The sequence below is a fragment of the Pseudomonas monachiensis genome, from assembly GCF_047345015.1.
In the GTDB taxonomy this organism is placed as follows: domain Bacteria; phylum Pseudomonadota; class Gammaproteobacteria; order Pseudomonadales; family Pseudomonadaceae; genus Aquipseudomonas; species Aquipseudomonas monachiensis.
On record NZ_CP178857.1, the window covers coordinates 4,882,252 to 4,908,129 of the forward strand.

Annotated in this window: 23 protein-coding genes; 7 read left to right on the forward strand and 16 right to left on the reverse strand. The window is 58.9% G+C overall.

What is annotated here, in order from left to right:
* Positions 1–76: 76 nt before the first annotated feature.
* The 7 genes from ruvB to ACMDB8_RS21865 form a co-directional block, all read right to left on the reverse strand.
* The gene (gene ruvB, locus ACMDB8_RS21835) at positions 77–1,138 is read right to left on the reverse strand and encodes a Holliday junction branch migration DNA helicase RuvB (protein WP_056726040.1); all 1,062 of its coding nucleotides are present in this window, start codon (positions 1,136–1,138) and stop codon (positions 77–79) included.
* Complete coding sequence (ruvA, locus tag ACMDB8_RS21840; RefSeq protein ID WP_008052450.1) at positions 1,139–1,747, reverse strand: Holliday junction branch migration protein RuvA; 609 nt, start codon at positions 1,745–1,747, stop codon at positions 1,139–1,141.
* A gap of 114 nt (positions 1,748–1,861) precedes the next feature.
* Entirely contained in the window at positions 1,862–2,386 is a 525-nt protein-coding gene (gene ruvC / locus ACMDB8_RS21845; RefSeq protein ID WP_046042207.1) for a crossover junction endodeoxyribonuclease RuvC, read from the reverse strand.
* A gap of 154 nt (positions 2,387–2,540) precedes the next feature.
* Entirely contained in the window at positions 2,541–3,287 is a 747-nt protein-coding gene (locus tag ACMDB8_RS21850) for a YebC/PmpR family DNA-binding transcriptional regulator (protein WP_056726044.1), read from the reverse strand.
* 128 nt (positions 3,288–3,415) lie between these two features.
* Positions 3,416–5,191 carry an aspartate--tRNA ligase gene (gene aspS / locus ACMDB8_RS21855; RefSeq protein ID WP_223541137.1) on the reverse strand — a complete coding sequence of 592 codons (1,776 nt, stop codon included), beginning with the start codon at positions 5,189–5,191 and terminating at the stop codon, positions 3,416–3,418.
* A gap of 121 nt (positions 5,192–5,312) precedes the next feature.
* Positions 5,313–5,534, reverse strand: a complete 222-nt coding sequence (locus ACMDB8_RS21860; protein WP_056726046.1) for an FmdB family zinc ribbon protein — start codon at positions 5,532–5,534, stop codon at positions 5,313–5,315.
* A 136-nt stretch (positions 5,535–5,670) separates the two neighbouring features.
* Positions 5,671–6,006, reverse strand: coding sequence for a ribbon-helix-helix domain-containing protein (locus tag ACMDB8_RS21865; protein ID WP_082562985.1), 336 nt, complete (start codon positions 6,004–6,006; stop codon positions 5,671–5,673).
* Between the two features lie 538 nt (positions 6,007–6,544).
* Here ACMDB8_RS21865 and ACMDB8_RS21870 point away from each other — a divergent pair.
* Entirely contained in the window at positions 6,545–7,147 is a 603-nt protein-coding gene (locus ACMDB8_RS21870; RefSeq protein WP_056726050.1) for a cold-shock protein, read from the forward strand.
* Positions 7,148–7,210: 63 nt separating this feature from the next.
* Here ACMDB8_RS21870 and ACMDB8_RS21875 read toward each other — a convergent pair whose 3' ends face one another.
* Both ACMDB8_RS21875 and ACMDB8_RS21880 read right to left on the reverse strand, forming a co-directional pair.
* On the reverse strand, positions 7,211–7,417 hold the full coding sequence (locus ACMDB8_RS21875) for a SlyX family protein (RefSeq protein ID WP_008052459.1): 207 nt from the start codon (positions 7,415–7,417) through the stop codon (positions 7,211–7,213).
* Positions 7,418–7,420: 3 nt separating this feature from the next.
* Positions 7,421–7,846, reverse strand: a complete 426-nt coding sequence (locus ACMDB8_RS21880; protein ID WP_056726053.1) for an HIT domain-containing protein — start codon at positions 7,844–7,846, stop codon at positions 7,421–7,423.
* Positions 7,847–8,755: 909 nt separating this feature from the next.
* On the opposite strand from ACMDB8_RS21880, the gene ACMDB8_RS21885 reads away from it, so the two are divergent.
* Complete coding sequence (locus ACMDB8_RS21885; RefSeq protein WP_056726055.1) at positions 8,756–10,084, forward strand: OprD family porin; 1,329 nt, start codon at positions 8,756–8,758, stop codon at positions 10,082–10,084.
* A gap of 140 nt (positions 10,085–10,224) precedes the next feature.
* Here ACMDB8_RS21885 and ACMDB8_RS21890 read toward each other — a convergent pair whose 3' ends face one another.
* Positions 10,225–11,067 (reverse strand): mechanosensitive ion channel family protein, encoded by an 843-nt coding sequence (locus tag ACMDB8_RS21890; protein ID WP_056726058.1) that lies wholly within the window; start codon positions 11,065–11,067, stop codon positions 10,225–10,227.
* A 136-nt stretch (positions 11,068–11,203) separates the two neighbouring features.
* Entirely contained in the window at positions 11,204–11,689 is a 486-nt protein-coding gene (locus ACMDB8_RS21895) for a YajQ family cyclic di-GMP-binding protein (protein WP_053155306.1), read from the reverse strand.
* 135 nt (positions 11,690–11,824) lie between these two features.
* Here ACMDB8_RS21895 and ACMDB8_RS21900 point away from each other — a divergent pair, with 135 nt between their 5' ends.
* Genes ACMDB8_RS21900 through ACMDB8_RS21910 form a run of 3 tightly spaced genes read left to right on the forward strand, consistent with a single transcriptional unit; the run spans position 11,825 to position 15,408 of the window.
* Positions 11,825–12,742 carry a putative 2-dehydropantoate 2-reductase gene (locus tag ACMDB8_RS21900; protein ID WP_056726060.1) on the forward strand — a complete coding sequence of 306 codons (918 nt, stop codon included), beginning with the start codon at positions 11,825–11,827 and terminating at the stop codon, positions 12,740–12,742.
* A 45-nt stretch (positions 12,743–12,787) separates the two neighbouring features.
* The gene (locus ACMDB8_RS21905) at positions 12,788–14,824 is read left to right on the forward strand and encodes a sensor histidine kinase (protein ID WP_056726062.1); all 2,037 of its coding nucleotides are present in this window, start codon (positions 12,788–12,790) and stop codon (positions 14,822–14,824) included.
* A gap of 2 nt (positions 14,825–14,826) precedes the next feature.
* Positions 14,827–15,408, forward strand: a complete 582-nt coding sequence (locus ACMDB8_RS21910; RefSeq protein WP_056726064.1) for a cob(I)yrinic acid a,c-diamide adenosyltransferase — start codon at positions 14,827–14,829, stop codon at positions 15,406–15,408.
* 106 nt (positions 15,409–15,514) lie between these two features.
* Here ACMDB8_RS21910 and ACMDB8_RS21915 read toward each other — a convergent pair whose 3' ends face one another.
* The 4 genes from ACMDB8_RS21915 to secA all read right to left on the reverse strand — a co-directional run bounded on the left by ACMDB8_RS21915 (position 15,515) and on the right by secA (position 21,344).
* A complete protein-coding gene (locus tag ACMDB8_RS21915) occupies positions 15,515–16,462 on the reverse strand; it encodes a Nudix family hydrolase (protein WP_056726066.1) in 948 nt (315 codons plus the stop codon).
* A 2-nt stretch (positions 16,463–16,464) separates the two neighbouring features.
* Entirely contained in the window at positions 16,465–17,091 is a 627-nt protein-coding gene (locus ACMDB8_RS21920) for a glutathione S-transferase family protein (RefSeq protein WP_223541140.1), read from the reverse strand.
* Positions 17,092–17,270: 179 nt separating this feature from the next.
* Positions 17,271–18,488 (reverse strand): bifunctional glutamate N-acetyltransferase/amino-acid acetyltransferase ArgJ, encoded by a 1,218-nt coding sequence (argJ, locus tag ACMDB8_RS21925; protein WP_056726069.1) that lies wholly within the window; start codon positions 18,486–18,488, stop codon positions 17,271–17,273.
* A 120-nt stretch (positions 18,489–18,608) separates the two neighbouring features.
* On the reverse strand, positions 18,609–21,344 hold the full coding sequence (secA, locus tag ACMDB8_RS21930; protein WP_056726070.1) for a preprotein translocase subunit SecA: 2,736 nt from the start codon (positions 21,342–21,344) through the stop codon (positions 18,609–18,611).
* Between the two features lie 307 nt (positions 21,345–21,651).
* On the opposite strand from secA, the gene ACMDB8_RS21935 reads away from it, so the two are divergent.
* Positions 21,652–22,107 carry a DUF721 domain-containing protein gene (locus tag ACMDB8_RS21935; protein WP_056726071.1) on the forward strand — a complete coding sequence of 152 codons (456 nt, stop codon included), beginning with the start codon at positions 21,652–21,654 and terminating at the stop codon, positions 22,105–22,107.
* Positions 22,108–22,200: 93 nt separating this feature from the next.
* On the opposite strand, the gene ACMDB8_RS21940 is transcribed toward ACMDB8_RS21935, so the two are convergent.
* Positions 22,201–23,679, reverse strand: coding sequence for a helicase HerA-like domain-containing protein (locus ACMDB8_RS21940; protein ID WP_056726327.1), 1,479 nt, complete (start codon positions 23,677–23,679; stop codon positions 22,201–22,203).
* A gap of 188 nt (positions 23,680–23,867) precedes the next feature.
* On the opposite strand from ACMDB8_RS21940, the gene ACMDB8_RS21945 reads away from it, so the two are divergent.
* Complete coding sequence (locus tag ACMDB8_RS21945; RefSeq protein ID WP_056726072.1) at positions 23,868–25,757, forward strand: methyl-accepting chemotaxis protein; 1,890 nt, start codon at positions 23,868–23,870, stop codon at positions 25,755–25,757.
* The last annotated feature ends 121 nt before the right edge of the window (positions 25,758–25,878 follow it).

Sequence of the window (25,878 nt, forward strand, 5' to 3'; positions counted from 1 at the left end):
ATTGTTCTGCGGCTTTCTCGTGAAAGTACGGTCCTGGGACCCTACATTGCCCGAAAAAATCAGCACGCAATGTTAATTAATCGTCAGCGGCATTGAGAAACTCGTCTACCACGGGCATTTCGCCCAATCGTGACGGAATGTTTAAACCGAAATGCAGGTAAGCATGCCGCGTCACCACCCGCCCCCGAGGCGTACGCATGATGTAACCCTGCTGGATCAGGTAAGGCTCCAGCACGTCTTCGATGGTGTGACGCTCTTCGCTGATGGCTGCGGCCAGGCTGTCGACCCCGACCGGTCCACCGTCGAATTTCTCGATCATGGTCAGCAACAGACGCCGGTCCTGGTGATCGAAGCCACGCTCGTCGACGTCCAGCAGGTTCAGCGCCAGGTCGGCAATCGGCTTGGTGATATGCCCCTTGGCGCGAACTTCGGCGAAATCACGCACCCGGCGCAGCAGCCTATTGGCGATGCGCGGCGTGCCACGGGCACGGCGGGCGATTTCGAAGGCGCCTTCCGGGTCCAGCGGCAAACCGAGGATGCTCGCCGAACGACTGACAATCGTCGACAGGTCGGCGGTATTGTAGAACTCAAGACGCTGAACGATGCCGAAACGGTCACGCAACGGGTTGGTGAGCATCCCCGCCCGCGTCGTTGCGCCAACCAGGGTGAACGGTGGCAGGTCCAGCTTGATCGAACGCGCGGCCGGCCCCTCACCGATCATGATGTCGAGCTGGAAATCCTCCATGGCCGGGTACAGCACCTCTTCGACGATGGGCGACAGGCGATGGATTTCGTCGATAAACAGCACATCGTGAGGTTCAAGGTTGGTCAACAACGCCGCCAGGTCACCAGGGCGCTCCAGCACCGGCCCCGAGGTGCTCTTGATCGACACCCCCATTTCCTGGGCGATGATGTTGGCGAGGGTGGTCTTGCCCAGGCCGGGCGGCCCGAAGATCAGCGTGTGATCCAGGGATTCGTTACGACCGCGAGCGGCCTGAATGAACAACTCCATCTGCTCGCGAACGGTCGGCTGGCCAATGTATTCGGCCAGGCTGACCGGGCGAATGGCGCGGTCCTGGACTTCTTCGCGCTCACGCGGGCTGTGCGTGGCAGCGATCAGACGATCAGCTTCAATCACTTAGATCATTCCCTTCAAGGCGCGGCGGATCATGTCTTCACTGCTCAAATCTTTCTCCTTGATCGCAGACACCGCCTTGCTCGCTTCCTGGGGTTTGTAGCCCAGGGAAATCAAGGCGCTGACGGCGTCAGTCTCGGCAGTGTTCACCGGGGCCGGTCCATCCGGCTGGTTCGGCACCAGGGCGAACATGGCCGGTACGGTTTCCCAGGCCTTGAAGCGATCCTTGAGTTCCACCAGCAAGCGTTCGGCGGTTTTCTTGCCGACGCCCGGGACCTTGGTCAGCGCCGAAGTGTCCTGGGACTGTACGCAACGAACCAGTTCGTCGACTTCCAGGCTCGACATCAACGCCAGTGCCAGTTTCGGCCCGACGCCGTTGAGGCGGATCAATTCGCGAAAAAAGTCGCGCTCACGCTTGCCGACAAAACCATAGAGTAACTGTGCGTCTTCGCGCACGACCAAATGGGTATGCAAGGTTAGCGGCTCACCGACCGACGGCAAGCGGTAAAGGGTCGTCATGGGCACTTCAAGTTCATAGCCCAGGCCATTTACATCCAGAATCAGATGAGGAGGCTGCTTCTCAGCCAGGGTGCCGCGCAAACGTCCAATCACGTTACAAATCCTTGAGCGTTGGCCAGCTCTTGGCCAGCGACTGATAGAGCGAGGGAGCATCGCCGACAACCCAGGCGGAACGCCCTCACTCCATGAAAATGATTGCTGATGCTATCAGAGACGCAGGCGCCCGCCACGACTGCGTGCAGCTCCCAGCCCATGGGGCAGCAGACTGGAACGGGTGTGAGCGTGGCAGATGGCAATAGCCAGGGCGTCCGAGGCATCGATCTGGGGTTTGCTGGTCAATTTCAGCATGTGCATGACCATCATCTGCACTTGCTCTTTATTAGCAGCACCAGTGCCAACCACCGCTTGTTTGACCTGGGTTGCGGAGTACTCGGCAATTTCCAGGTTTTCCTCGGCGCCTGCCACAATCGCTGCGCCACGGGCCTGCCCCAGTTTCAGGGCGGAATCGGCGTTACGGGCCATGAACACCTTTTCGATCCCCATGGTCACCGGATGGTACGTCTGAATGATCTCCCGCACCCCGCGATAGACAATCTGCAGTCGCTCATGCAGCTCGCCGGCACCGGTGCGGATACAACCGGAGGCGACGTACTCACAGCCGCGACCGGTATCACGAACCACACCGTAACCGGTGATGCGCGAACCGGGGTCGATACCAAGAATTAAAGTCATAACGCCTGCAGAAAGAGATCGCGGTTAACGGAGGATAACCGTGTAGGAGCTGCCAAAGGCTGCGATCATTTAAATAAAAAGCCAAAAATCAAAAGATCGCAGGCTTCGCCAGCTCCTACAGAGGCTGGTGAAAACTGCGATCTTTATCGATGCCTCAACCGAGCTGCGCGGCCACCGACTCCGGAATTTCCGCGTTAGAGTAGACGTTTTGCACGTCGTCCAGGTCTTCGAGCATGTCGATCAGCTTGAGGACTTTCTCGGCGCCTTCCAGATCGAGTTCGGCGCTGGTGGTCGGCAACATGACGATTTCCGCGTCGTCACCTTTGAAACCCGCCGCTTCCAGTGCGTTACGCACGGAATAGAACCCGGCAAACGAGGTGAACACATCGATCGAACCGTCTTCGTTGGTCACCACGTCATCGGCGTCGGCTTCCATGGCGGCTTCCATCAGTGCGTCTTCGTCAACGCCGGCAGCGAAGGAGATCTGCCCCTTGCGCTCGAACAGATAGGCCACCGAACCGTCAGTCCCCAGGTTGCCGCCACATTTGCTGAACGCGTGACGAACAGCGGCTGCAGTGCGATTACGGTTGTCGGTCATGCATTCGACCATCACCGCGACACCACCCGGACCATAACCTTCGTAGGTCAGCTCGACCATGTCGTCGGTATCGGCGGCACCGGCACCACGGGCAACTGCCCGGTCGATGATGTCGCGACTCATGTTCGCGCCAAGAGCCTTGTCCAACGCCAGGCGCAGACGCGGATTGGAACCTGGATCACCGCCACCCTGGCGAGCAGCAACGGTCAGCTCACGAATCCACTTGGTGAAAATCTTGCCTTTTTTGGCATCCTGACGTTCTTTGCGGTGCTTGATGTTCGCCCACTTGGAATGACCTGCCATAACTCGCTCCGAATTCTCTTTGAAACATTGCCCGCTACGCCGCATTGCGCCGGCCGGCAAACAAAAATCTTGAACAGCTCTATCTATACAGAAAGGGCGCATCCACAGATGCGCCCTTCAGGTCGGCCTTACTCGGCCTTAGGCGTTTCGCGCAGACGAATATGCAATTCGCGCAATGCCTTGGCATCCACCTGGCCCGGTGCCTGAGTCATGACATCTGCCGCGCTCTGGGTTTTCGGGAAGGCGATCACTTCACGGATCGACTGGGCGCCGGTCATCAGCATCACCAGACGGTCCAGACCGAAGGCCAGGCCACCGTGCGGCGGCGCGCCGTACTTCAGGGCGTCGAGCAGGAAGCCGAATTTCTCCTCCTGCTCCGCTTCGTTGATGCCCAGCAGGCGGAAGACCGCTTGTTGCATTTCTTTGCGATGGATACGAATCGAACCGCCACCCAGCTCGGTGCCGTTCAACACCATGTCGTAGGCACGGGACAAAGCGCCCGCCGGGTTGGCTTCCAGCTCCGCCGGGGAGCACTTCGGCGCGGTGAACGGGTGGTGCAAGGCGCTGAAGCTGCCGTCGTCGTTCTCTTCGAACATCGGGAAGTCAACGACCCACATCGGAGCCCATTCGCAGGTCAGCAGGTTCAGGTCGTGGCCGAGCTTGATGCGCAATGCGCCCAACGCTTCGCTGACGATCTTGGCCTTGTCGGCGCCGAAGAACACGATATCGCCATCAACTGCACCAACACGATCCAGGATCACGTTGAGGTTGGCTTCAGGGATGTTCTTCACGATCGGCGATTGCAGACCGTCAACGCCATTGGCGCGCTCGTTGACCTTGATGTACGCCAGGCCCTTGGCACCGTAGATGCCGACAAACTTGGTGTAGTCGTCGATCTGCTTGCGCGGCATGCTCGCGCCGCCAGGCACGCGCAGGGCGGCGATGCGGCATTTCGGGTCGTTGGCCGGGCCGCTGAACACCTTGAAGTCGACTTCCTTGAGCTGATCGGCAACGTCCACCAGTTCCAGCGGGTTACGCAGGTCTGGCTTGTCGGAACCGTAGCGGCGCATGGCTTCTTCGAAGGTCATGTGCGGGAACTCGCCAAACTCCAGGCCCAGCACTTCCTTGAACAGGTTGCGGATCATTTGCTCGGTCAGGCCCATGATCTCTTTTTCATCGAGGAAGCTGGTCTCGATGTCGATCTGGGTGAATTCCGGCTGGCGGTCGGCCCGCAGGTCTTCGTCACGGAAGCACTTGGCGATCTGGTAGTAACGGTCGAAGCCGGCCACCATCAGCAGCTGTTTGAACAGCTGTGGCGATTGCGGCAAGGCAAAGAATGAACCTGCGTGAGTACGGCTCGGCACCAGGTAGTCGCGCGCGCCTTCCGGGGTGGCACGGGTCAGGATCGGCGTCTCGACGTCGAGGAAGCCGTTCTCGTCCAGGAAGCGGCGGATGCTGGTGGTCATGCGTGAACGCAGACGCAGCTTCTCGGCCATTTCCGGGCGACGCAGGTCGAGGAAGCGATAGCGCAGGCGGGTTTCTTCACCAACGTCGGAGAACTCGTTCAGCGGGAACGGCGGGGTTTCCGATTCGTTCAGCACTTCCAGCTCGTAACCCAGGACTTCGATCATGCCCGACGCCATGTTGGCGTTGGTCGCCCCGGCCGGACGCAGGCGAACCTTGCCGGTGATCTTCACGACGTACTCGCTGCGCACGCGATCGGCAGCAGCGAAGGTTTCAGCGCGATCCGGATCGAACACGACCTGGGCCAGACCATCACGATCACGGATATCGAGGAAAATCACCCCACCGTGGTCACGGCGACGGTGGACCCATCCGCAAAGGGTAATTTCCTGGCCGTCCAGGCTTTCGTTCAGTTGGCCGCAATAATGGCTGCGCATCATGGTCGTGGTTTCACTTCTCGTAATTCGAAATTCGGTTGGAGGCCTTGGGCACATCCACTATGGGATGATGCAAGAACCCACGCGTGTCGTTCAACTCAGGTCACAACTCAGGGGCCGGGCCTTAGTCAGCTTTGTCGCCGCCGGCCAGGTTCTTCTTGGAACCGGTCTTGAAATCGGTTTCGTACCAACCCGTGCCGCTGAGGCGGAAGCCCGGCATGGACAGCAACTTTTTAAGCTCTGGCGCCTGACAGACAGGGCAGTCGACCAGCGGTGCATCGCTGATCTTTTGAATGGCTTCCAACTGATGACCACAGGAAGCACATTGATAATCGTACATCGGCATGGAGGTTGTCTCGGCGATCAGATTGCTACCGCACACGCAGGGTTTTGCGGCAAAGAGCGGGATTATATCCATTAAATGCGGCCTGTGCAGCCGTAAGACTGCACGGACCGACACTCTGCTGTTTTCGCCGTCCAGACTAGGCCATGGCGATGCCCCCCCCTTCCTTCAGACTGTGTACGACGCAGACAACCCGCACCAATCCACTGAAGTTCCTTACCCCGCCATGACGTAAGTGAACTTCGCGATCCACATGAGACAACAGGTTATTGACCGAGCAACCATTGACCCGGGCCATCGCCCCCAAAATATCCCAATAAACCTGCTCGAGCCGCAAACAGGTGGCGAAGCCATTCAATCGTACGGAGCGGGAGAAGGGCTGGGCCAGCCCCATATCGAACTCGCGAACAAACGGATCAACCCTTACATCCTTGTGCGAACCGTATCGCCCCTCTTCTTGCCTTTCATAAACCATAACGCTGACACTCCTTTGCCATCTGGTTTCTTTAAAGCGCAACTGTGTGTCGACTTATAAAAACTCAGGTGCAAAGGTATTTTCCAGCCGACTTTATGACCCTCGACGTAGGATAAGCCAACAACTTTTGGCAGACCCTGGAGAGCGTCCTACTCCAGACATTTTCCCACGCAACGAAGCGATGCGCCCTTCAGAAACACCCCATGGAATGGTCCAGCAAAGAAGATCGCGGAGCATCCACGCCGCTTTTCATGCACCGGCATCCGCGAGGTCAGCAAGTCGGTCGCAGGAAGGTACCGCTACCCCGTAACTTGGGGCAACCTGCGTCAATTCGCCCCGAAAAGAGCCGCCGGACGCCCTGATTTGAGTAGCCTGCGGCTTTGCTGTTAAATAGACAGTGTGTCGCCAGTGCCTATTTTTTCCGGGCACGGCGCATAGGCTGATACCGGGTACGTGTCCAACGCCTCTTTATTATCTTGAAGCGAACCGTGCGCCATCAGCTCTTCCTTGTGAGCTGTCTTAACGTGAGTTAATCAAAATGTTGAAAATCGTCCATCTGTTGATAGGCGCAGCGGCCTTGCTGCTGTCCTTCATCCCTAGCCTGCAATCCGAAGCCTTACCTTACCTGCAACAACCCGACGCACTGTACCTGGCCTTTTTCGGCCTGCTCAACCTTACGCTTGCACCAGTCATCCCTTACTGGAACAAAGGCCCGCGTCACCAACTGCAAAACCTGGTCAGCGCCCTGCTGGTGCTGAGCGTGGTCCTGCAAACCCTGACGCTGATCGCACCGATGCCCGTCATCGCCGGTCAACCCGCCGTACTGTTCAGCCTGGTCGCAACCCTGATCGCCGTTGCCCTGCACCTCGGCATCAGCTTTTACAAGTCGTCACCAGCCGCTGCCTCGCCAAGCTACGACATGAGCAACCGTGATACCGGCACCGTCAAGTGGTTCAACACATCCAAAGGCTTCGGCTTCATCTCCCGCGACTCCGGCGACGATATCTTCGTCCACTTCCGGGCCATTCGCGGTGAAGGCCACCGTGTCCTGGTCGAAGGCCAGCGCGTGGAGTTCTCCGTCATGAATCGTGACAAAGGCCTGCAAGCCGAAGATGTGATCGCCGCACTGCCGCGCCGCTGACTCAAGGCTAAAAAAACCGCGCACAGCCGAGCTGTCCGCGGTTTTTTCATGCCTGTGACTTGCTTAATAGTGCGGCGGAGGCGCTTCTTCTTCAAATGACTCGAACTGCCCGACCATTTCCTCCTGTCGCTTGAGCAGCGCGGCCATTTGCAACTGCAGGCGCTCCACCACCCGCTGCTGCGCCACCAGCACATCGTTCAACGCCTGGATGGTGTCATCCTGAAACGCCAGACGGCTTTCAAGCTCGGTAACGCGTTCTTCCAGGCTCATGATTCAGCCCTCCAGAAACGTAAAATCATCGGTCAAAATCAAGCGCAAACGCTCGCGAATCGCGGCGATCTGCTCCGAACCGTAAGGTTTTGCCGGATGTTTACCCCAAACCGGCGCCGGCCAGGCGGCATCTTCGCGCTTGCGCACGATTACATGCATGTGCAACTGACTGACGACATTGCCCAGCGCCGCCACATTCAACTTGTCCGCATCGAACGCGTCCTTGAGTCCTTGCGACAGCGCAGTGGTTTCCTGCCAAAGCTGTTGCTGGTCTGCGACATCCAACTGAAATATCTCGCTGATAGCCTCACGACGAGGTACCAGGATGAACCAGGGATAGTTCGAATCGTTGGACAGCAACAACCGGCAGAGCGGAAAGTCCCCGATCGGTAACGTGTCTTGTTGAAGTCGTGGATCTAAAGCGAACACTGCGCGTTCTCCCGCCGGGGCATCATTTTTCAGCTTAGCGCCCATCCTGACGGGACAGCGCACCAAGCGACCGGATGGCAGCATACCTGCGAACGACGCAGGCTTCACGGCGAACCTTGCCTCGAGGCCACGAGCGCCAGCAAAAACTGATAGCCGCCCCCGGACAGGACTATTTTTTCCACCGTGCACCATTACAGAACCGAACGACAGGCAAAACACGCCGAAATGACTGAGCAACAAGGAAAAGTTCGCTTCAGCCAAGGGCTCGAAAGAGGTGAATTCAATACAAGGCTAAAATTTTTTGCACCAAAACCGCACAGTGGGTCTACGCTGGGTGCTTCGACATCCGCCATTTACTCAGTGGCGGGGTGAACCGGTAACATTTCCGGTTGCCAGGCTGTCGACCAGAAGGGTGCAACATGATGTAAGGCAAGGCGTCAAGCCCAAACCGAAAGCGCTTGAACCCCCCGGTTTCATGAGGTTTTTACAGCACTTGGCAGTCAATTAGAAAAAAAGCGTAACAAAACACGATTTTGTGCACGCTTGTTGCATTCATACCCAATATCACCCGAGTGGCACCCGCGGGAAGCGGAGCCCCTCAGGCAAAAAAAATAGTGGCAAGGTAGCCCGATGGAGATTCAAACGTTTCACCAGGACTCTTTTTAGCGACGACAAGGCGCAGAAAACAGCATTAAAGTTGTCCGCCCTGTTGCGTCGGAGCTGGAAATTTGCGACATCTACCATGCTGTTTGCGACAGGGTCGTAAAGAAGGCGAAAGGTTAGATGCGCAAGTATCGCCAACATTGTCGGCGTGATATAAGTTTGCGCCGACACAAAAAGAAAGAGCCGCCCAGATAATAAATCAGGTGGGACGGCAGTACTCTTCTAAAACCAAAGGAGCAAATCACGATGCGCGTGATGAAGTGGAGCATGATCGCACTGGCAGTTGCAGCAGCCGCCAGTACCCAATTGGCTACGGCCGCCCCTTTCGTAAGTGACCAGGCTGAAGCCAAAGGTATTGTTGAAGACAGCACGCTGAACTTGCTGGTTCGCAACTACTACTTCAACCGTGATAACAAAGATGGCGCCAACGACCAGAAAGACTGGACCCAAGGCATCTGGGGCAATTTCAGCTCCGGTTACACCCAAGGCCTGATCGGTGTTGGTGTTGATGCATTCGGCTACCTGGCAATCAAACTGGACGGCGGTGATGGCACCGGCGGCACCGGCAACATGAGCCGCGACGCCGATGGCGAAGTCAATGACAGCCAGGGCAAAGCAGGCGGCGCAGTTAAATTCCGCGTATCCAAGACCGAGCTGAAAGTCGGCGACATGCAGCCAAGCACTGCTCCAGTGTTTGCAGTTGGCGGTTCCCGCATCCTTCCTCAAACTGCCAGCGGCATCCAGCTGCAGAGCAGCGAAGTCAAAGACCTTGACCTCGAAGCCGGTCACTTCTACTCGGCGACCAGCCAGGACCGCAACGCCCGTGACGGTGGCCTGTATGCAACCTACGCTGGCGTAGAAGCCAACAGCATCGACTATTTCGGTGGTAAATACGGCATCACCGACAACCTGTCGGCATCGCTGTATGGCGCCAAGCTGGAAGACATCTGGAACCAGTACTACGCCAACCTGAACTACACCATTCCGCTGGGTGGCGATGAGTCGCTGAACCTGGACGGTAACATCTACAACACCAAAGATACCGGTGACGCCAAAGCGGGCGAGATCAGCAACACCGCTTACTCCCTGGCAGCAGCTTTCTCGTTCATGAAAGCACACACCATCACCCTGGCCTTCCAGAAGGTTAACGGTGACACTCCGTTCGACTACATCGGCGTGGGCAAGAACAACCGCGGCGGCGACTCGATCTTCCTCGCCAACTCCATCCAGTACTCTGACTTCAACGCCCCTGGCGAGAAGTCTGCCCAGGTTCGTTACGACCTGAAAATGGCTGAGTACGGCGTTCCAGGTCTGAGCTTCATGACCCGTTACGTTAAAGGCTGGGACATCGACGGCACCAAAACTCCAGCAGGCAGCGCTTACGAAGGCCTGTATGGTGCAGACGGCAAGCACAACGAGACCAACTTCGAAGCCAAGTACGTTGTTCAGACTGGCCCGGCAAAAGACCTGTCCTTCCGTATTCGTCAAGCATGGCACTTCGCTAACGCTGACGAAGGTGAAGGCGACGTGAAAGAGTTCCGTTTCATCGTCGACTACCCGCTGTCGGTTTTGTAATCGCATCCAGTTAGTTTGCGGTAACAAAAAAAAGGCCCATCTTCGGATGGGCCTTTTTTGTTGTCTATGCAAACTGTTCAATTATTGAACAATCGCTATCCATGCCTGACCGAAAAGTCAGCCGTGTATGGCAAGACCGGTCACTGCACCGCAGATTCCTGAACCACACGAATAACCCGCTGTGGAAATGGAATATCGATACCGGCCTCTCGCAGACGATCCCGGGATAGTTCGTTGAACATGAACATCACGTCCCAGTAATCGGCAGTCTTTACCCAGACACGAAGCGAAAGTGTGATCGCACTGTCACCCAGGGTAGAAACAACGGCCTGTGGTTCCGGATCTGCCAATACTCGCGGGTCCTTGGCCAATTCCAGCAAAACTTCACGGGCTTTCTGCAGGTCCGCTTCATAATCAACGCCTACATCAAACACGACCTTGCGGGTCGGCTGACGGTTTGTGTTGGTGATGATGCCATTCGACAGATTGCCGTTAGGTACGATGATGGTCTTGTTGTCACCAGTACGCAGCACGGTATGGAAAATCTGGATGCTGTCGACAGTACCGGCGATACCCTGAGCCTCGATCCAGTCACCGATGCGAAACGGACGGAACAGCAAAATCAGCACGCCACCGGCGAAGTTCGCCAGGCTGCCCTGCAAGGCCAGGCCAATGGCCAGGCCTGCCGCACCAATCGCTGCCACAAACGAAGTGGTTTCCACACCGATCATCGAGGCCACGCTGACGATCAGCAGAATCTTGAGAATGATATTCGCCAGGCTGCTGATAAAGCCTTGCAGCGCCAGATCGGCATTACGCAATGCAATCAGGCCGCCGAGCTTTTTCGTGACCTTGTTGATCAACCACCAGCCGATGGCCAGGGTGATAACCGCCAGCAGTACACGGCTGCCGTACTCCATGATCATCGGGATCCAGGTTTGGGATACCTTGACCAGATTGTCTACCTCGGCATTTAAGTCCATCTACACTCTCCTGTTTTCCGGCTACCCGGCATGCGTAAAAAAAGCGGCAGAAAGACCGAACCGCGACGGGCTCAATCGTTTCTGCCGCTGCTTGGCCTCCGACGTCGCAAACGCCAAGAGGTTCCCGCTTCGAGGCTCAGTCGCGGAAGTTGTTGAACTGCAGCGGCATACCGAATTCCTTGGCCCGCAGCGCTGCAATGGCTTCTTGCAGGTCATCACGCTTTTTGCCGGTGATGCGAACCTGCTCACCCTGAATGGCCGCCTGAACCTTGAGCTTGGCGTCTTTGACATGAGCGACGATTTTCTTCGCCAGCTCCTTGTCAATGCCTTCCTTGAGGACGGCTTCCTGCTTCATCAGCTTGCCCGACGCGAACGCGTCCTTGACTTCAAGGCACTGCACGTCGATTTTGCGCTTGACCAGCGCCAGCTTGAGGATCTCAATCATCGCTTCGAGCTGAAAATCCGCTTCGGCGGTCAGGTTGACGGTGAGGTCTTTTTCCTTGAACTCGAAGCTGCCTTTGCCTTTCAGGTCATAACGACGATCGAGTTCCTTGACGGCGTTCTCGACCGCGTTGGTGACTTCGTGTTTGTCCAGTTCGGATACCACGTCGAACGACGGCATGTAATCTCTCCAAAATTAAAGGCGCACTGATGGAGCACGCCTGGCTTGCGGTTAAAATCCGCGCTGATTATAACGGGTCTTTCCCATCATTCACTGCGAGCTGCCGATGCACGCCTTAAACAGAGCAAAAAGCTGATGTCCACCACCTGGCATGTACTGGGCGCCGGCAGCCTCGGCACTTTATGGGCGACACGCCTGACACGGGCTGGAATGCCGGTCCGGCTGATCCTGCGGGACACCACGAGACTGCAGGCCTATGAGGTGGCCGGTGGATTGACACTGGTGGAACACGGCGAGGCGCAACACTATGCCGTGCCCGCAGAGACAGCCGACAACCCCCAACCGATCCACCGCCTGCTGGTGGCGTGTAAAGCCTACGATACCGAAAGTGCGGTGGCTCGATTGGCGCCACGCCTGGCCCCAGGCGCCGAACTGATCCTGCTGCAAAATGGCCTGGGCAGCCAGGACGCGGTCGCCGCCCAGGTTCCCCAGGCACGCTGCATCTATGCCTCGAGCACCGAAGGCGCCTTCCGCGATGGTGATTGGCGCGTGGTGTTTGCCGGACATGGCTTCACCTGGCTGGGGGATGCGAGCCATCCGGTGGCACCGATCTGGCTCGATGACCTGAGCGCTGCCGGCATCCCCCACGAGTGGAGCACCGAGATCCTGACCCGGCTGTGGCGCAAACTCGCCCTCAACTGTGCGATCAATCCGCTGACGGTGCTACACGATTGCCGTAATGGCGGTTTGCAGCAACATCAATGTGAGGTCGCCACCCTGTGCGGTGAACTGGTGGAGTTGCTCGAGCGTTGTGGTCAGCCGGCAGCGGCCGAAAACCTGCAGCAGGAAGTCGAACGGGTGATTCACGCCACCGCCGCCAACTACTCCTCGATGCATCAGGACGTCACGAGCCAGCGCCGCACGGAAATCAGCTACCTGCTCGGTTATGCCTGCAAAGTGGCCGGGCGCCATCAACTGAACCTGCCTCACCTCAATCAACTTGAGGCAAGGTTGATCGCTCGCCTGCAACGCCTTGGATTGCCCAGCGACTGAGCAGCGGCTACGCTGGCCACTTGTTCCTTGTCTGCGATGAATCCGATGCCATTGCGCCAGCGCCTTGAAAACCTGCCCGTCGGCCAGAAACTGCTGGCCGCCCTGCTGGTACTGATGGTCACCGTCCTGCTGGTTGCCAACCTGACCTTTATCAGCGCCGCCTACTACATCTCCCAGGAAAGCATGGCGCCCCAGGCCCTGCAGACCATCGGCCGGCTGGTATCCAACCCGAGCCTGGCCTCCGAAGCCCTGGCGTCCCCCCAAAGCGCCGAGCGCCTGCTGAATGAACTCAACAGCTATTCGCCCTTGCGCGCGGCAGCCCTGTATGACGGAAAGGGTGAGCGACTGGCGCAATTGCAGCATGGCGACAACCTGGAGCTACCGAAGCGTTTCCGGCATATCGAAGACTGGCAGGCCACCGAGTTTCGTACCAACCAAGTCATCCCCCTGCCCCGCACTGGCGCGGCACCAGGACACCTGCTGTTGGTAGCTTCGAGCGAACTGCCAGTGGCGTTCTACACCGGGACCCTGACGGCCAGCCTGGGGATTCTGATCTTCAGCGTATTGCTGTGGCTGATCATTGCCCGCCAGATCAAGCGCCTGATTACCCGGCCGATCCACCAGCTCGAAGAGTTGTCCCGGCAGGTCACCCGCGAAGAGAACTACGCACTGCGTGCTTCGCGCGGAAACCACGATGAAATCGGCAGCCTCGCCGAAGCGTTCAACACCATGCTCTCGCGGATCGAGGCCAGGGAGCAGCAACTCAAGCGGGCCAGGGACGACTCCCAGGCAGCCTATGACCAGGCCCAGGGTCTGGCGGAAGAAACCCGCCATACCAACCGCAAACTGGAGCTCGAAGTCCAGGTGCGCAGCAAGATCGAGAAAAAGCTCACCGGTTTCCAGAACTACCTCAACAGCATCATCGACTCCATGCCATCGGCGCTGATCGCCCTCGACGAACAACTCTACGTGACGCAATGGAACCAGGAGGCCAGCGCCCTGTCCGGCACGCGCCTCGATGAAGCCCTGAACCAGCCTATCTTCCTCGCCTTCGAACCGCTCAAGCCGTTCCTGCCGCAACTCAAGCAAACGGTCGAGCAGCATACGGTGGCCAAGATCGAGCGTGTCACCTGGCTCAAGGATGACGAGCCCCGCCACTACGCCCTGACTTTCTATCCGTTGATGGGCGGTGCCGGGCGTGGCGTGGTGATCCGGATCGACGACATCACCCAGCGCCTGTCCCTGGAAGAGATGATGGTGCAGTCGGAGAAAATGCTGTCGGTGGGTGGCCTGGCCGCCGGCATGGCCCACGAGATCAACAACCCGCTGGGCGCAATCCTGCACAACGTGCAAAACATTCGCCGACGCCTGTCGTCCGATTTGCCGAAGAACCTCGAAGTGGCCGAACAGGCCGGCATCGAACTGGCGACGGTCAACCAGTACCTGAAAATCCGCGAAGTGCCACAGTTACTCGACGGCATCCAGCAGGCCGGTGCCCGGGCGGCGAAAATCGTCACCCACATGCTCAGCTTCAGCCGTCGCAGCACCCGCCAGATGGCCCCTTGCGATCTGCCTGCCCTGATCGACCAGGCGGTGGAGATCGCCGGTAACGACTTCGACCTGGCGATCGGCTTCGACTTCAAGGGCCAGGCCATCATTCGCCAGTTCGATCCGGCCCTGGGACCGGTCCCCGGCACCGCCAACGAACTGGAGCAAGTGCTGCTCAACCTGTTGAAGAATGCTGCACAAGCCATCCATCAGCGCGAAGACGACAGCGAACCGGGGCGGATCATCCTACGCACCAGACTGAATCCGCCATGGGCGGAAATCCAGGTCGAGGACAACGGGATCGGCATGAGCGAAAACGTGCGCAAACGGACCTTCGAGCCGTTCTTCACCACCAAGGAAATCGGCCAGGGCACCGGGCTTGGCCTGTCGGTGTCGTACTTCATCATCACCAATAACCACAAGGGGCAGATGGAAGTGCAATCGACTCTTGGCCAAGGCACCTGCTTCACCTTGCGCCTGCCCCTGGCGAGTACCCCACCTGTCTCGCAAGAACTCAATCTGCTATCGAGGTAACCATGGGCTTTCGTTTGTCGAAGATTTACACCCGCACTGGCGACAAAGGCGAGACCGGGCTGGGCGACGGTCGTCGCGTACCCAAGGATCACCCGCGGATCGAGGCCATTGGCGAAGTCGATACGCTGAACAGTCAGGTGGGCGTGTTGCTGGCCGGGCTGGCGGCGCAAACGGGTGAGTTTCCAGGCTTGAACGAAGTGATCGAGGTATTGGCCCCCTGCCAGCATCGGTTATTTGATCTGGGTGGCGAACTGGCGATGCCGGTGTACCAGGCGTTGAATGCAGCAGAAATCGAACGACTGGAAGCGGCGATCGATGTGTGGAATGAAGAGTTGGGGCCCCTGGAAAACTTCATCTTGCCCGGTGGCTCGACGCTGATTGCCCAGGCTCATGTCTGCCGTAGCCTGGCGCGCAGCGCAGAGCGGCGCTGTCAGCAACTCAATGCGATTGAGCCGTTGGCCGGAGTTGGCCTGGCGTACATCAATCGGTTGTCGGATTTGTTGTTTGTGATGGCGCGGCTGATTGCCAAGCGTCAGGGAGTGGCGGAGATTCTTTGGCAGCCTGCGGCGAAACCTGAGGTTTAGCCGGCGCCTGCCAAGCCCTCATCGCGAGCAAGCTCGCTCCCACAGGTTTTGTGATCGCCGCAAATCCACTGTGGGAGCGAGCTTGCTCGCGATGAGGCCATTTGCATCACTCGGAATCAGGCCAAAACGCCCGTATTCCCGCCACACCCTGCGCACCCGTCGCCCAGGCTTTCTCGACCTCAGCCGGGCCAACCCCACCAAGCAGGAACACCGGCTTGCTGAAGCCCTCGATCAAGCTCGACGCCTGCTCCCAACCCAACGGCTCGGCGCCAGGGTGAGTCTGGGTCGGCTGTACCGGCGACAGGGTCACGAAGTCCACCCCCATCTGCTCGGCCAGCGCCAGCTCTTCAGCGTTATGGCACGACGCCGCCAGCCAGCGCGATGCCGGTAGCGGTCGGCCAGCCGCTGCGTATTTGCGCAGCTGCGCCGAGGTAATGTGCCAACCGGCGGACGGGAAGTCGCCCAGCCATTCGAACGGCCCCTTGATCATCAATTGCGCCTTGCCGGCACACAGCCCCACCGCATCCACGGCCAGGTCCCGGTATTTCGGGTCGTAACCGTTCGGTGCGCGCAACTGGATCAGCTTGATGCCGCCAGCAATGGCCTTCTGGATGCCGCGCAGCAACGCCGGGGTTTCCAGGTCTTCCGGGGTAATCAGGTACTGAGCGGGCAATTTCGCGGCCGCGACGATCGGCTGATTGGCCGCCGGAAACTCGTAATCCGACAGATCCCGGGGCGACACCCAGGCCAGCGGTTGGCCTTCGGCGCCGTGGGGCTCGCCGGTAAACGCCGAGACTTCCCAGACATCCAGCAACACCTGCTTGTCCGGGTAATCGTGCCGGACCTGAATGAGCGGGCGCGCCGCGCCGACCACGATGCCCAGTTCCTCATGAAGTTCGCGGGCCAGTGCGGTTTCGACCGACTCGTCGGCCTCGACCTTGCCCCCGGGAAATTCCCACAAGCCACCCTGGTGCTGTGAATCCGCACGACGGGCGATCAGAATTTGGCCACTGCCATCACGGATGACGGCGGCGGCGACATGGACTCGTTTCACCTTTACGACTCCTCCAGTCCGGCCTTCTGCCAGGCCTTGAACGCTGGCCATTGGTAGAGGGTTTCAACATAGGCTTCGTCAGCCGCGGACAGTTTCACCCGATAGGTGCGCAGGCGCACGGCGATGGGTGCAAAAAACGCATCGGCCAACGTGATGCGGCCAAACAGGTACGGACCGCTCTCGGTCGCAGCGGCACGACACTCGGCCCACAACGCAGACATGCGTTCGATGTCCGCCTGGACATCGGCCGGGACCGGCGATAGCGCTGCGTCATGGCTCAGGTCGAACGGCATGTTGCCGCGCATGGCGAAAAAGCCACTGTGCATCTGCGCGCACGCCGAACGCGCCTGGGCACGGGCGGCAATGTCTTTGGGCCACAGGTTCGCGTCGGGAAATTGTTCTGCCAGGTATTCGGCAATCGCCAGGGAGTCGGCGATGGTGCCGTGTCCGGTTTTCAGCAGCGGGACTTTACAGGTTGGCGAATGCTTGAGCAGACGCTCACGGGTGTCCGGCTGGTTCAGCTTGATCAGTTCTTCGGTGTAGGAAGCGCCAGTCAGATCGAGGGCCAGGGCGCCACGCAGGGACCAGGAGGAATGCAGTTTGTCGCCGATGATCAGGTGCAGGCTCATGTTCGGGGTGCCTTCTCGTCAGGGTAACAAGCCAGAATATCTAGCGTCTGGTCGTCAGCCTTCGCGAGCAAGCCCGCTCCCACAGTTGATCGGGCAGTACGCACACTTTGTGTTCACTGAAGATCTCTTGTGGGAGCGGGCTTGCTCGCGAATGGGACGACTCGGTCTTGAACCGTGTATTAAGTACGGTACTCGGCGTTGATCTTCACGTATTCGTGGGACAGGTCGGTGGTCCAGATGGTTTCGCTGCAATCGCCACGACCCAACTCGATACGGATGGTGATTTCTTCCTGCTGCATCACCGCCGCGCCCTGGGCTTCGGTGTAGGTCGCCGCGCGCGCGCCACGGCTGGCGATGCACACGTCGCCGAGGAACACGTCGATCTTGCTCACGTCCAGGTTCGGCACTCCGGCACGGCCTACAGCCGCCAGGATACGGCCCCAGTTCGGGTCGGAAGCGAACAACGCGGTCTTGATCAGCGGCGAATGAGCCACGGTGTAACCGACGTCCAGGCACTCCTGGTGATTGCCGCCGCCGTTGACTTCAACAGTGACGAACTTGGTCGCGCCTTCACCGTCGCGAACGATGGCCTGGGCCACGTCCATGCACACTTCGAACACCGCTTGCTTGAGCTTGGCGAACAGTTCGCCTTCGGCACGGGTGATTTCCGGCAGTGCCGCCTGACCGGTGGCAATCAGCATGCAGCAGTCGTTGGTCGAGGTATCGCCATCGATGGTGATACGGTTGAACGACTTGTTGGCGCCATCGAGCATCAGGTTTTGCAGCACATCGCGGGAGACTTTGGCGTCGGTGGCGATGTAGCCGAGCATGGTCGCCATGTTCGGGCGAATCATGCCGGCGCCTTTGCTGATGCCGGTTACGGTGATGGTCACGCCGTCGTGCTGGAACTGACGACTGGCACCTTTTGGCAGGGTGTCGGTGGTCATGATGCCGGTGGCGGCAGCTTCCCAGTTATGGATCGACAGGTCGTCGAGGGCCGCTTGCAGCGCGCCTTCGATTTTCTCGACCGGCAACGGCTCGCCGATCACACCGGTGGAATACGGCAGCACCTGGCTGGCATCGACACCGGTCAGTTCGGCCAGCTTGGCGCAAGTGCGCTCGGCGGCGGCCAGGCCTGGCTCGCCGGTACCGGCGTTGGCATTGCCGGTGTTGGTCAGCAGGTAACGCACAGGGCCTTGCACGCGTTGCTTGGCCAGGATCACCGGCGCGGCGCAAAAGGCGTTCAGGGTGAACACGCCAGCAACCGTGGAGCCTTCAACACAGCGCATGACCACAACATCCTTGCGCCCCGGGCGCTTGATGCCGGCCGAGGCGATACCGAGTTCAAAACCGGCAACCGGGTGCAACGTTGGCAAAGGACCAAGACCAACAGCCATGAATGCGCTCCTTTATAAATGATGTCAGCACCGTTTCAGCAGAACGGTGGTTCGAATGGTAAAACGCCGCGACGGCAGAAGCCGGTCGCGGCGCGGGTATTTCAGCGTTTGAAACGGGTTTTACTGGATCTGCCCGTGGCAATGCTTGAACTTCTTGCCCGAACCGCAGTAGCACAACTCGTTGCGACCCAGTTTCTGCTCGTTGCGAACCGGTGCGGCCGCGAGGGCAACATCGACCTCTTCGCCCAACACTTCCGGCTGTTCAAGGCCTGGCGCCTCTTCATGCAGGAACTGCATGCGAGCGGCCAATGCCTCGGCTTCCTGACGCAGACGCTGCTCTTCTTCGATCGGGTCTTCGCGGCGAACCTGAACGTGGGACAGCACACGGATCGAATCGCGCTTGATCGAATCCAGCAATTCGGAGAACAGGGTAAACGACTCGCGCTTGTATTCCTGCTTCGGGTTCTTCTGGGCATAACCACGCAAGTGGATACCGTGACGCAGGTGATCCATGGTCGACAGGTGGTCTTTCCACAGGTCGTCCAGCACGCGCAGAACGATTTGCTTCTCGAAGCTGCGCAGCGCTTCGGCGCCCGCCTGGTCTTCTTTCTCGTTGTACGCCGCGATCAGTTCCTGCATCAGTTTCTCGCGCAGGGTTTCTTCGTACAGGTGATCGTCTTCGTCGAGCCATTGCTGGATCGGCAGCGTGACACCGAAATCGCTCTGCAATGCAGCTTCCAGACCAGCCACGTCCCACTGTTCAGGCAACGACTGCGGAGGAATGTGCGCACTGACGGTGGCGTCGAGCACGTCCTGACGGAAGTCAGCGATGGTCTCACCGATGTTGTCGGCGGCCAGCAACGTGTTACGCATGTGATAGATCACTTTACGCTGTTCGTTGTTGACGTCGTCGAACTCGAGCAGCTGCTTGCGAATGTCGAAGTTGCGGCCTTCAACCTTGCGCTGGGCCTTTTCGATGGCGTTGGTCACCATGCGGTGCTCGATCGCTTCGCCAGGCTGCATGCCCAGGGCCTTCATGAAGTTCTTCACCCGGTCAGAGGCGAAGATGCGCATCAGGCTGTCTTCCAGCGACAGGTAGAAACGGCTGGAACCGGCGTCACCCTGACGACCGGCACGACCACGCAGCTGGTTGTCGATACGGCGCGATTCGTGACGCTCGGAGGCAATCACCTGCAAACCGCCCGATTCGAGCACTTGCTGGTGACGCTTCTGCCAGTCGGCCTTGATCTGGGCAATCTGCTCAGGGGTCGGGTTTTCCAGGGAAGCCACTTCCACTTCCCAGTTACCGCCCAACAGGATGTCGGTACCACGACCGGCCATGTTGGTGGCGATGGTCAGTGCGCCCGGACGACCGGCCTGGGCAATGATCTCGGCTTCCTTTTCGTGGAACTTGGCGTTCAGGACCTTGTGTTCGATGCCTTCCTTCACGAGCAGGCTGGACATGTGCTCGGAGGTTTCGATGGTGGCGGTACCGACCAGAACCGGACGGCCCGCGGCCATGCTTTCCTTGATGTCGGCAACGATTGCCGCGTATTTCTCGTCGGCGGTCAGGAACACCAGGTCGTTGTAGTCTTTACGGGCCAGCGGCTTGTTCGGTGGAATCACCATGACCTGCAGGCCATAGATCTGGTGGAACTCGAACGCTTCGGTGTCGGCCGTACCGGTCATGCCGGACAGCTTGTTGTACAGACGGAAGTAGTTCTGGAAGGTGGTCGACGCCAGTGTCTGGCTTTCGGCCTGGATGTTCAGGTTTTCCTTGGCTTCGATGGCCTGGTGCAGGCCTTCGGACAAGCGGCGGCCCGGCATGGTCCGGCCGGTGTGCTCGTCGACCAGTACGACCTGACCGTCCTGCACGATGTATTCGACGTTGCGATGGAACAGCTTGTGCGCGCGCAGGCCGGCGTAGACGTGAGTCAGCAGGCTCAGGTTGTGCGCCGAGTACAGGCTCTCGCCTTCAGCCAGCAGGCCGATGCGGGTCAGCGTTTCTTCGACGTACTGGTGACCGGCTTCGTTGAGTTCGACCTGACGGGTCTTCTCGTCGACGGTGTAGTGACCGGCCTGGGTGACCTCGCCTTCGACTTCTTCAACGTGCAGCTTGAGCTGCGGGATCAGCTTGTTGACCTCGATGTACAGCTTGGAGCTGTCTTCGGCCTGACCGGAGATGATCAGCGGCGTACGGGCTTCGTCGATGAGGATGGAGTCGACTTCGTCGATCACGGCAAAATTGAGTTCGCGCTGGAATTTTTCTTCCATGCTGAACGCCATGTTGTCGCGCAGGTAATCGAAACCGAATTCGTTGTTGGTGCCGTAGGTGATGTCTGCGGCGTAGGCAGCGCGCTTCTCTTCCGGCGGCTGGAATGGCGTGACAACGCCGACCGTCAGGCCGAGGAATTCATACAGCGGGCGCATCCAGTTGGCGTCACGGCGGGCCAGGTAGTCGTTCACCGTCACAACGTGCACGCCGTTGCCGGACAGCGCGTTGAGGTAAACGCCCAGTGTTGCCACCAGGGTCTTGCCTTCACCGGTACGCATTTCCGCGATCATGCCTTCATGCAAGGTCATGCCGCCGATCAGCTGGACATCGAAGTGGCGCATGCCCATGACACGCTTGCCGGCTTCGCGGGCGACCGCAAAGGCTTCTGGCAGCAGATTGTCGAGGGATTCCCCTTTGGCGATGCGGGCCTTGAACTCGCTTGTCTTGGCACGCAATTGATCGTCCGAAAGGGCCACCATTTGCTCTTCGAAGGCATTGACGAGTTGCACCGTCTTGAGCATGCGCTTGACTTCACGCTCGTTCTTGCTTCCAAAAAGTTTCTTTAACAAAGGCGCAAACATATCGGCAGGATCTTCCACACTAAAGGGATGGAGGGCGGCCCCGTGAGTCGCCCGTGCAGCCCTCATGGCCGCATGCGAACGAGCATTCTACCCGGAAACGATGGAGAGGAAAGTGGCGATATTCCACGATGCTGGCACAGCGCTTTGACGGGGCTCACTTAAAATAAGGGCGTTTTGCTCAACTTCAAGCCGTTCAAGACAGAAGTTAGTTGTTGATTTAATGGGTAAAGCGCCCACAAAAGCAATGGGCGGGTGCATCCGGCGCTTTCTGCTACCATGGCGCCTCTGTTACTTCAGGTGTCTGATCATGGCATTTCGCCCACTTACGGCCAAAGTACCTGCCGTTCTACTACGCGAAGCCAAGCCGCTGAAGGCCATTCTCGGCCACGCTCAACGCCTGGGTCACCTGCAACGCTTGCTCGAAAGCCAATTGCAACCCGCCGCTCGCGAGCATTGCCACGTGGCTTCCTGGCGCGAAGGCAGTTTGTTGCTGATTGTCACCGACGGTCATTGGGCAACCCGCCTGCGCTACCAGCAGAAGCGCCTGCAACGGCAACTGCAAATGTTCGACGAGTTTGCCAATCTGACCCGGATCCTGTTCAAAGTTCAACCGCCGACCGTTCAGCAAGGTGCGACCGGGCATACCATGGACTTGTCCAACGACGCGGCAGCGACCATTCAGGCCACGGCCGACGGGATCAGCGACCCGAATCTGCGGGCAGCGCTGGAGCGGTTGGCGGCGCATGCCAAAACCAAAGGTTAAAGACAAGATCAAAAGATCGCAGCCTCCGGCAGCTCCTACATTTAAATTTGCGAGCAACCCGTAGGAGCTGCCGAAGGCTGCGATCCTTTGCTTTCAGCGGCGTTTTTTGCTGCCCAGCAACGAGCCCATCAAGCCGCGCACCAACTGTCGGCCAATCTGGTTCGCCGCCTGTTGCATCGCCGATTTCAGCGCCTTCCCAGCCGCTGTGCCGAGGAACTCTCCGGCCTGTTCGGTGAAACTCGGTTCCTGTTTGCCCTGCTCCGCTTCGGGCTCAGGTGCCAGTCCCTTGCGTCCCACCAGCACCTCATAGGCTGATTCGCGATCGATCGGTTGGTCATAACGCCCTTTGAACGGTGAGCCTGCGATCAACATCGTGCGCTCGGTTTCAGTCAAAGGCCCGATCCGCGATTGCGGTGGTGCCACCAATACCCGCTGGACCATTTCCGGCGTGCCCTTTTCCTGCAGGGTGCCGACCAGCGCCTCACCGATCCCGAGCTCGGTCAGCACCGACAACGCGTCGAACGCAGGATTCGGCCGGAATCCTTCGGCCACCGCGCGCAGGGACTTCTGCTCCTTGGCCGTGAACGCACGCAGACCGTGCTGGACGCGCAAACCCAACTGCGCCAGCACATCATCCGGCAGGTCACCCGGCGACTGGGTGACGAAATACACGCCCACGCCTTTCGAACGAATCAGCCTTACAACCTGTTCCAGACGATCACGCAATGCCTGGGGCGTACCGTTGAACAACAAGTGAGCTTCGTCGAAGAACAATGCCAGCAAGGGTTTTTCGGCATCGCCACGCTCCGGCAGTTGCTCGAACAGTTCGGCCAACAGCCACAGCAGGAACGTCGCATAGACTTTCGGCGCCTCATGCACCAGGCGGCTGGCGTCCAGCAAATGAATGCGCCCACGGCCATCCGCCGTGGGTTGCAGGATGTCTTCGAGTTGCAGCGCCGGCTCGCCGAACAGGGCTTCGGCGCCCTGTTGCTCCAGGGTCGCCAGACGTCGCAGCAATGCCTGGCTGGAGCCGGTGGTCATCAATGCCGCATCGTCGCCCAGCAACTGGGGGTTGTCCCGCAGGTGATTGAGCAACGCCTTCAGGTCCTTGAGATCGAGCAACAACAGGCCTTCGCGGTCCGCCACCTTGAACGCGGCGTAGAGTGCCGATTGCTGACTGTCGGTCAACTCCAGCAGGCTGCCCAGCAGCAGCGGCCCCATTTCACTCAAGGTTGTGCGTAAAGGATGACCGGACTGACCGTGTATGTCCCACAACGTCACCGGATAAGCCTGAGGCTTGTGGTTGAGCCAGGGCATCCCGGCAATCCGCTCAGCGATCTTGCCCTGGGGGTTGCCGGCGGCGCCAAGGCCGCACAGGTCACCCTTGATGTCGGCGGCGAACACCGCTACGCCGGCATTGCTGAAGGCTTCGGCCATTCGTTGCAAAGTGACGGTCTTGCCGGTGCCGGTCGCGCCCGCGATCAATCCGTGGCGGTTCGCCAGGCGCATGGCCTGGGCAATCGGCTGCCCTTCGAGATCTGCGCCGATAACGAGTTGCAATGAGTCAGGCATTTGGTCACCCATGATTAATCTTTGGTCCTGCACGGCCGATAGAGATAACGACAAAGCAGTCAGACACGATCTGGTCGGAAATTTCCCTAAGGAGAGTCGGAAAATTCACTTGCTTTCAACCTTGCCCGTCGTGCGTCCCTTTATAAAAGCACGCGCTGGACATTAAGACCTTAGCGGAACCCCAAGCCATGAACAAAAATCTGCGTTTCAGCCATAAAATCCTGCTTGCCGCCGCCCTCATTGTGATTGCCGCCTTCGCCTCATTCACGCTGTACAGCGACTATTTGCAGCGCAATGCCATTCGCGAAAACCTGGAAAATTATCTGCAGGAAATGGGCGCGGTAACCGCCAACAATATCCAGACCTGGTTGAACGGGCGCAGCCTGTTGATTGAAAACCTGTCACAAACTGTTGCGCTCAACCCCGATGCCGACAACGTTTCCAGCCTGCTTGTACAAAAAGCCGTGACCTCGACCTTCATGGGTGCCTACCTCGGCAACAAGGATGGCTCGTTCATCATTCGCCCGGACAGCAAGATGCCCGATGGCTATGATCCACGTGCACGCCCTTGGTACAAAAGCGCGCAAGGCAGCAGCGGTTCGGCATTGACCGAGCCTTATATTGATCTGGCTTCCGGCCAACTGGTGATCTCCATTGTCGACAGCGTCATCAAGGACGGCCAGAACATCGGCGTGGTCGGTGGTGACCTGAGTCTGCAAGTGATCGCCGACAGCCTTGGCACGCTGGATTTCGACGGCATGGGTTATGCCTTCCTGGTCAGCTCCGATGGCAAGATCCTGGTACATCCCGACAAAGCGCTGGCGATGAAGGCGCTCAAGGATGTCTACCCGCAAGACACGCCGGCTATCAGCAGCGCAATGAGCGAAATCCAGGTCGATGGCAAAACCCGCATCGTGACCTTCACCCCGATCAAAGGCTTGTCATCGGTCAACTGGTACATCGGTGTGTCGGTCGACAAAGAAAAAGCCTACTCGATGCTCAGCGAATTCCGCGCCTCGGCTGTGGTTGCGACCATTATTGCCGTGGCCATCATCATCGCCCTGCTCGGCATGCTGATTCGCATCCTGATCCAGCCGCTGCACGTCATGACCCGTGCCATGGCCGACATCGCCGACGGCGAAGGCGACCTGACCAAGCGCCTGACCATCCAGAACAATGACGAATTCGGCACACTCGGCACCGCGTTCAACCGTTTCGTCGAGCGCATTCACGGCTCGATCCGCGAAGTGTCCTCAGCCACCGGGCAAGTCAACGAAGTGGCATTGCGCGTAGTGGCCGCTTCCAACTCGTCGATGTTCAACTCCGACCAGCAAGCCTCGCGCACCAGCAGCGTCGCGGCCGCGATCAACCAGCTCGGTGCCGCAGCCCAGGAAATTGCCCGTAACGCCGCTCAGGCTTCGAGCCAGGCCAGCGATGCCCGCAACCTGGCCGAAGACGGCCAGCAAGTGGTGGACCGCAGCATCGCGGCGATGAATCAACTGTCGAGCATGCTCAGTGCATCGAGCTCCAACATCGAATCGCTGAACAGCAAAACGGTGAACATCGGGCAGATTCTCGAAGTGATCACCAGCATTTCCCAGCAAACCAATTTGCTGGCACTCAACGCCGCCATTGAAGCCGCCCGCGCCGGTGAAGCCGGTCGTGGATTTGCCGTGGTGGCGGACGAAGTGCGCAACCTGGCACATCGCACACAGGAATCGGCACAACAGGTGCAAACCATGATCGAGGAGTTGCAGGTCGGCGCCCGGGAATCGGTCAGCACCATGAGCGACAGCCAGCGCCACAGTCAGGACAGCGTGGAAATCGCCAACCTCGCGGGCGAACGCCTGAACAGCGTGACGCTGCGTATCGGTGAAATCGACGGCATGAACCAGTCGGTGGCTACCGCGACGGAGGAACAGACCGCCGTGGTGGAGTCGATCAACGTCGACATCACCGAGATCAACACACTGAACCAGGAAGGCGTGGAGAACCTGCAATCGACATTGCGCGCGTGCTCGGACCTTGAGCAGCAGGCGGCACGGTTGAAGCAGTTGGTAGGCAGTTTCCGTATCTGATGCAGCAACCCCATGTGGCGAGGGAGCTTGTCGGGACGGTGCGGCGATCCGACAAGCTCCCTCGCCACAACAGCCTTCATCCAGCGCCTTGCAACAAACCCCGACCGAACATCTATCCTTC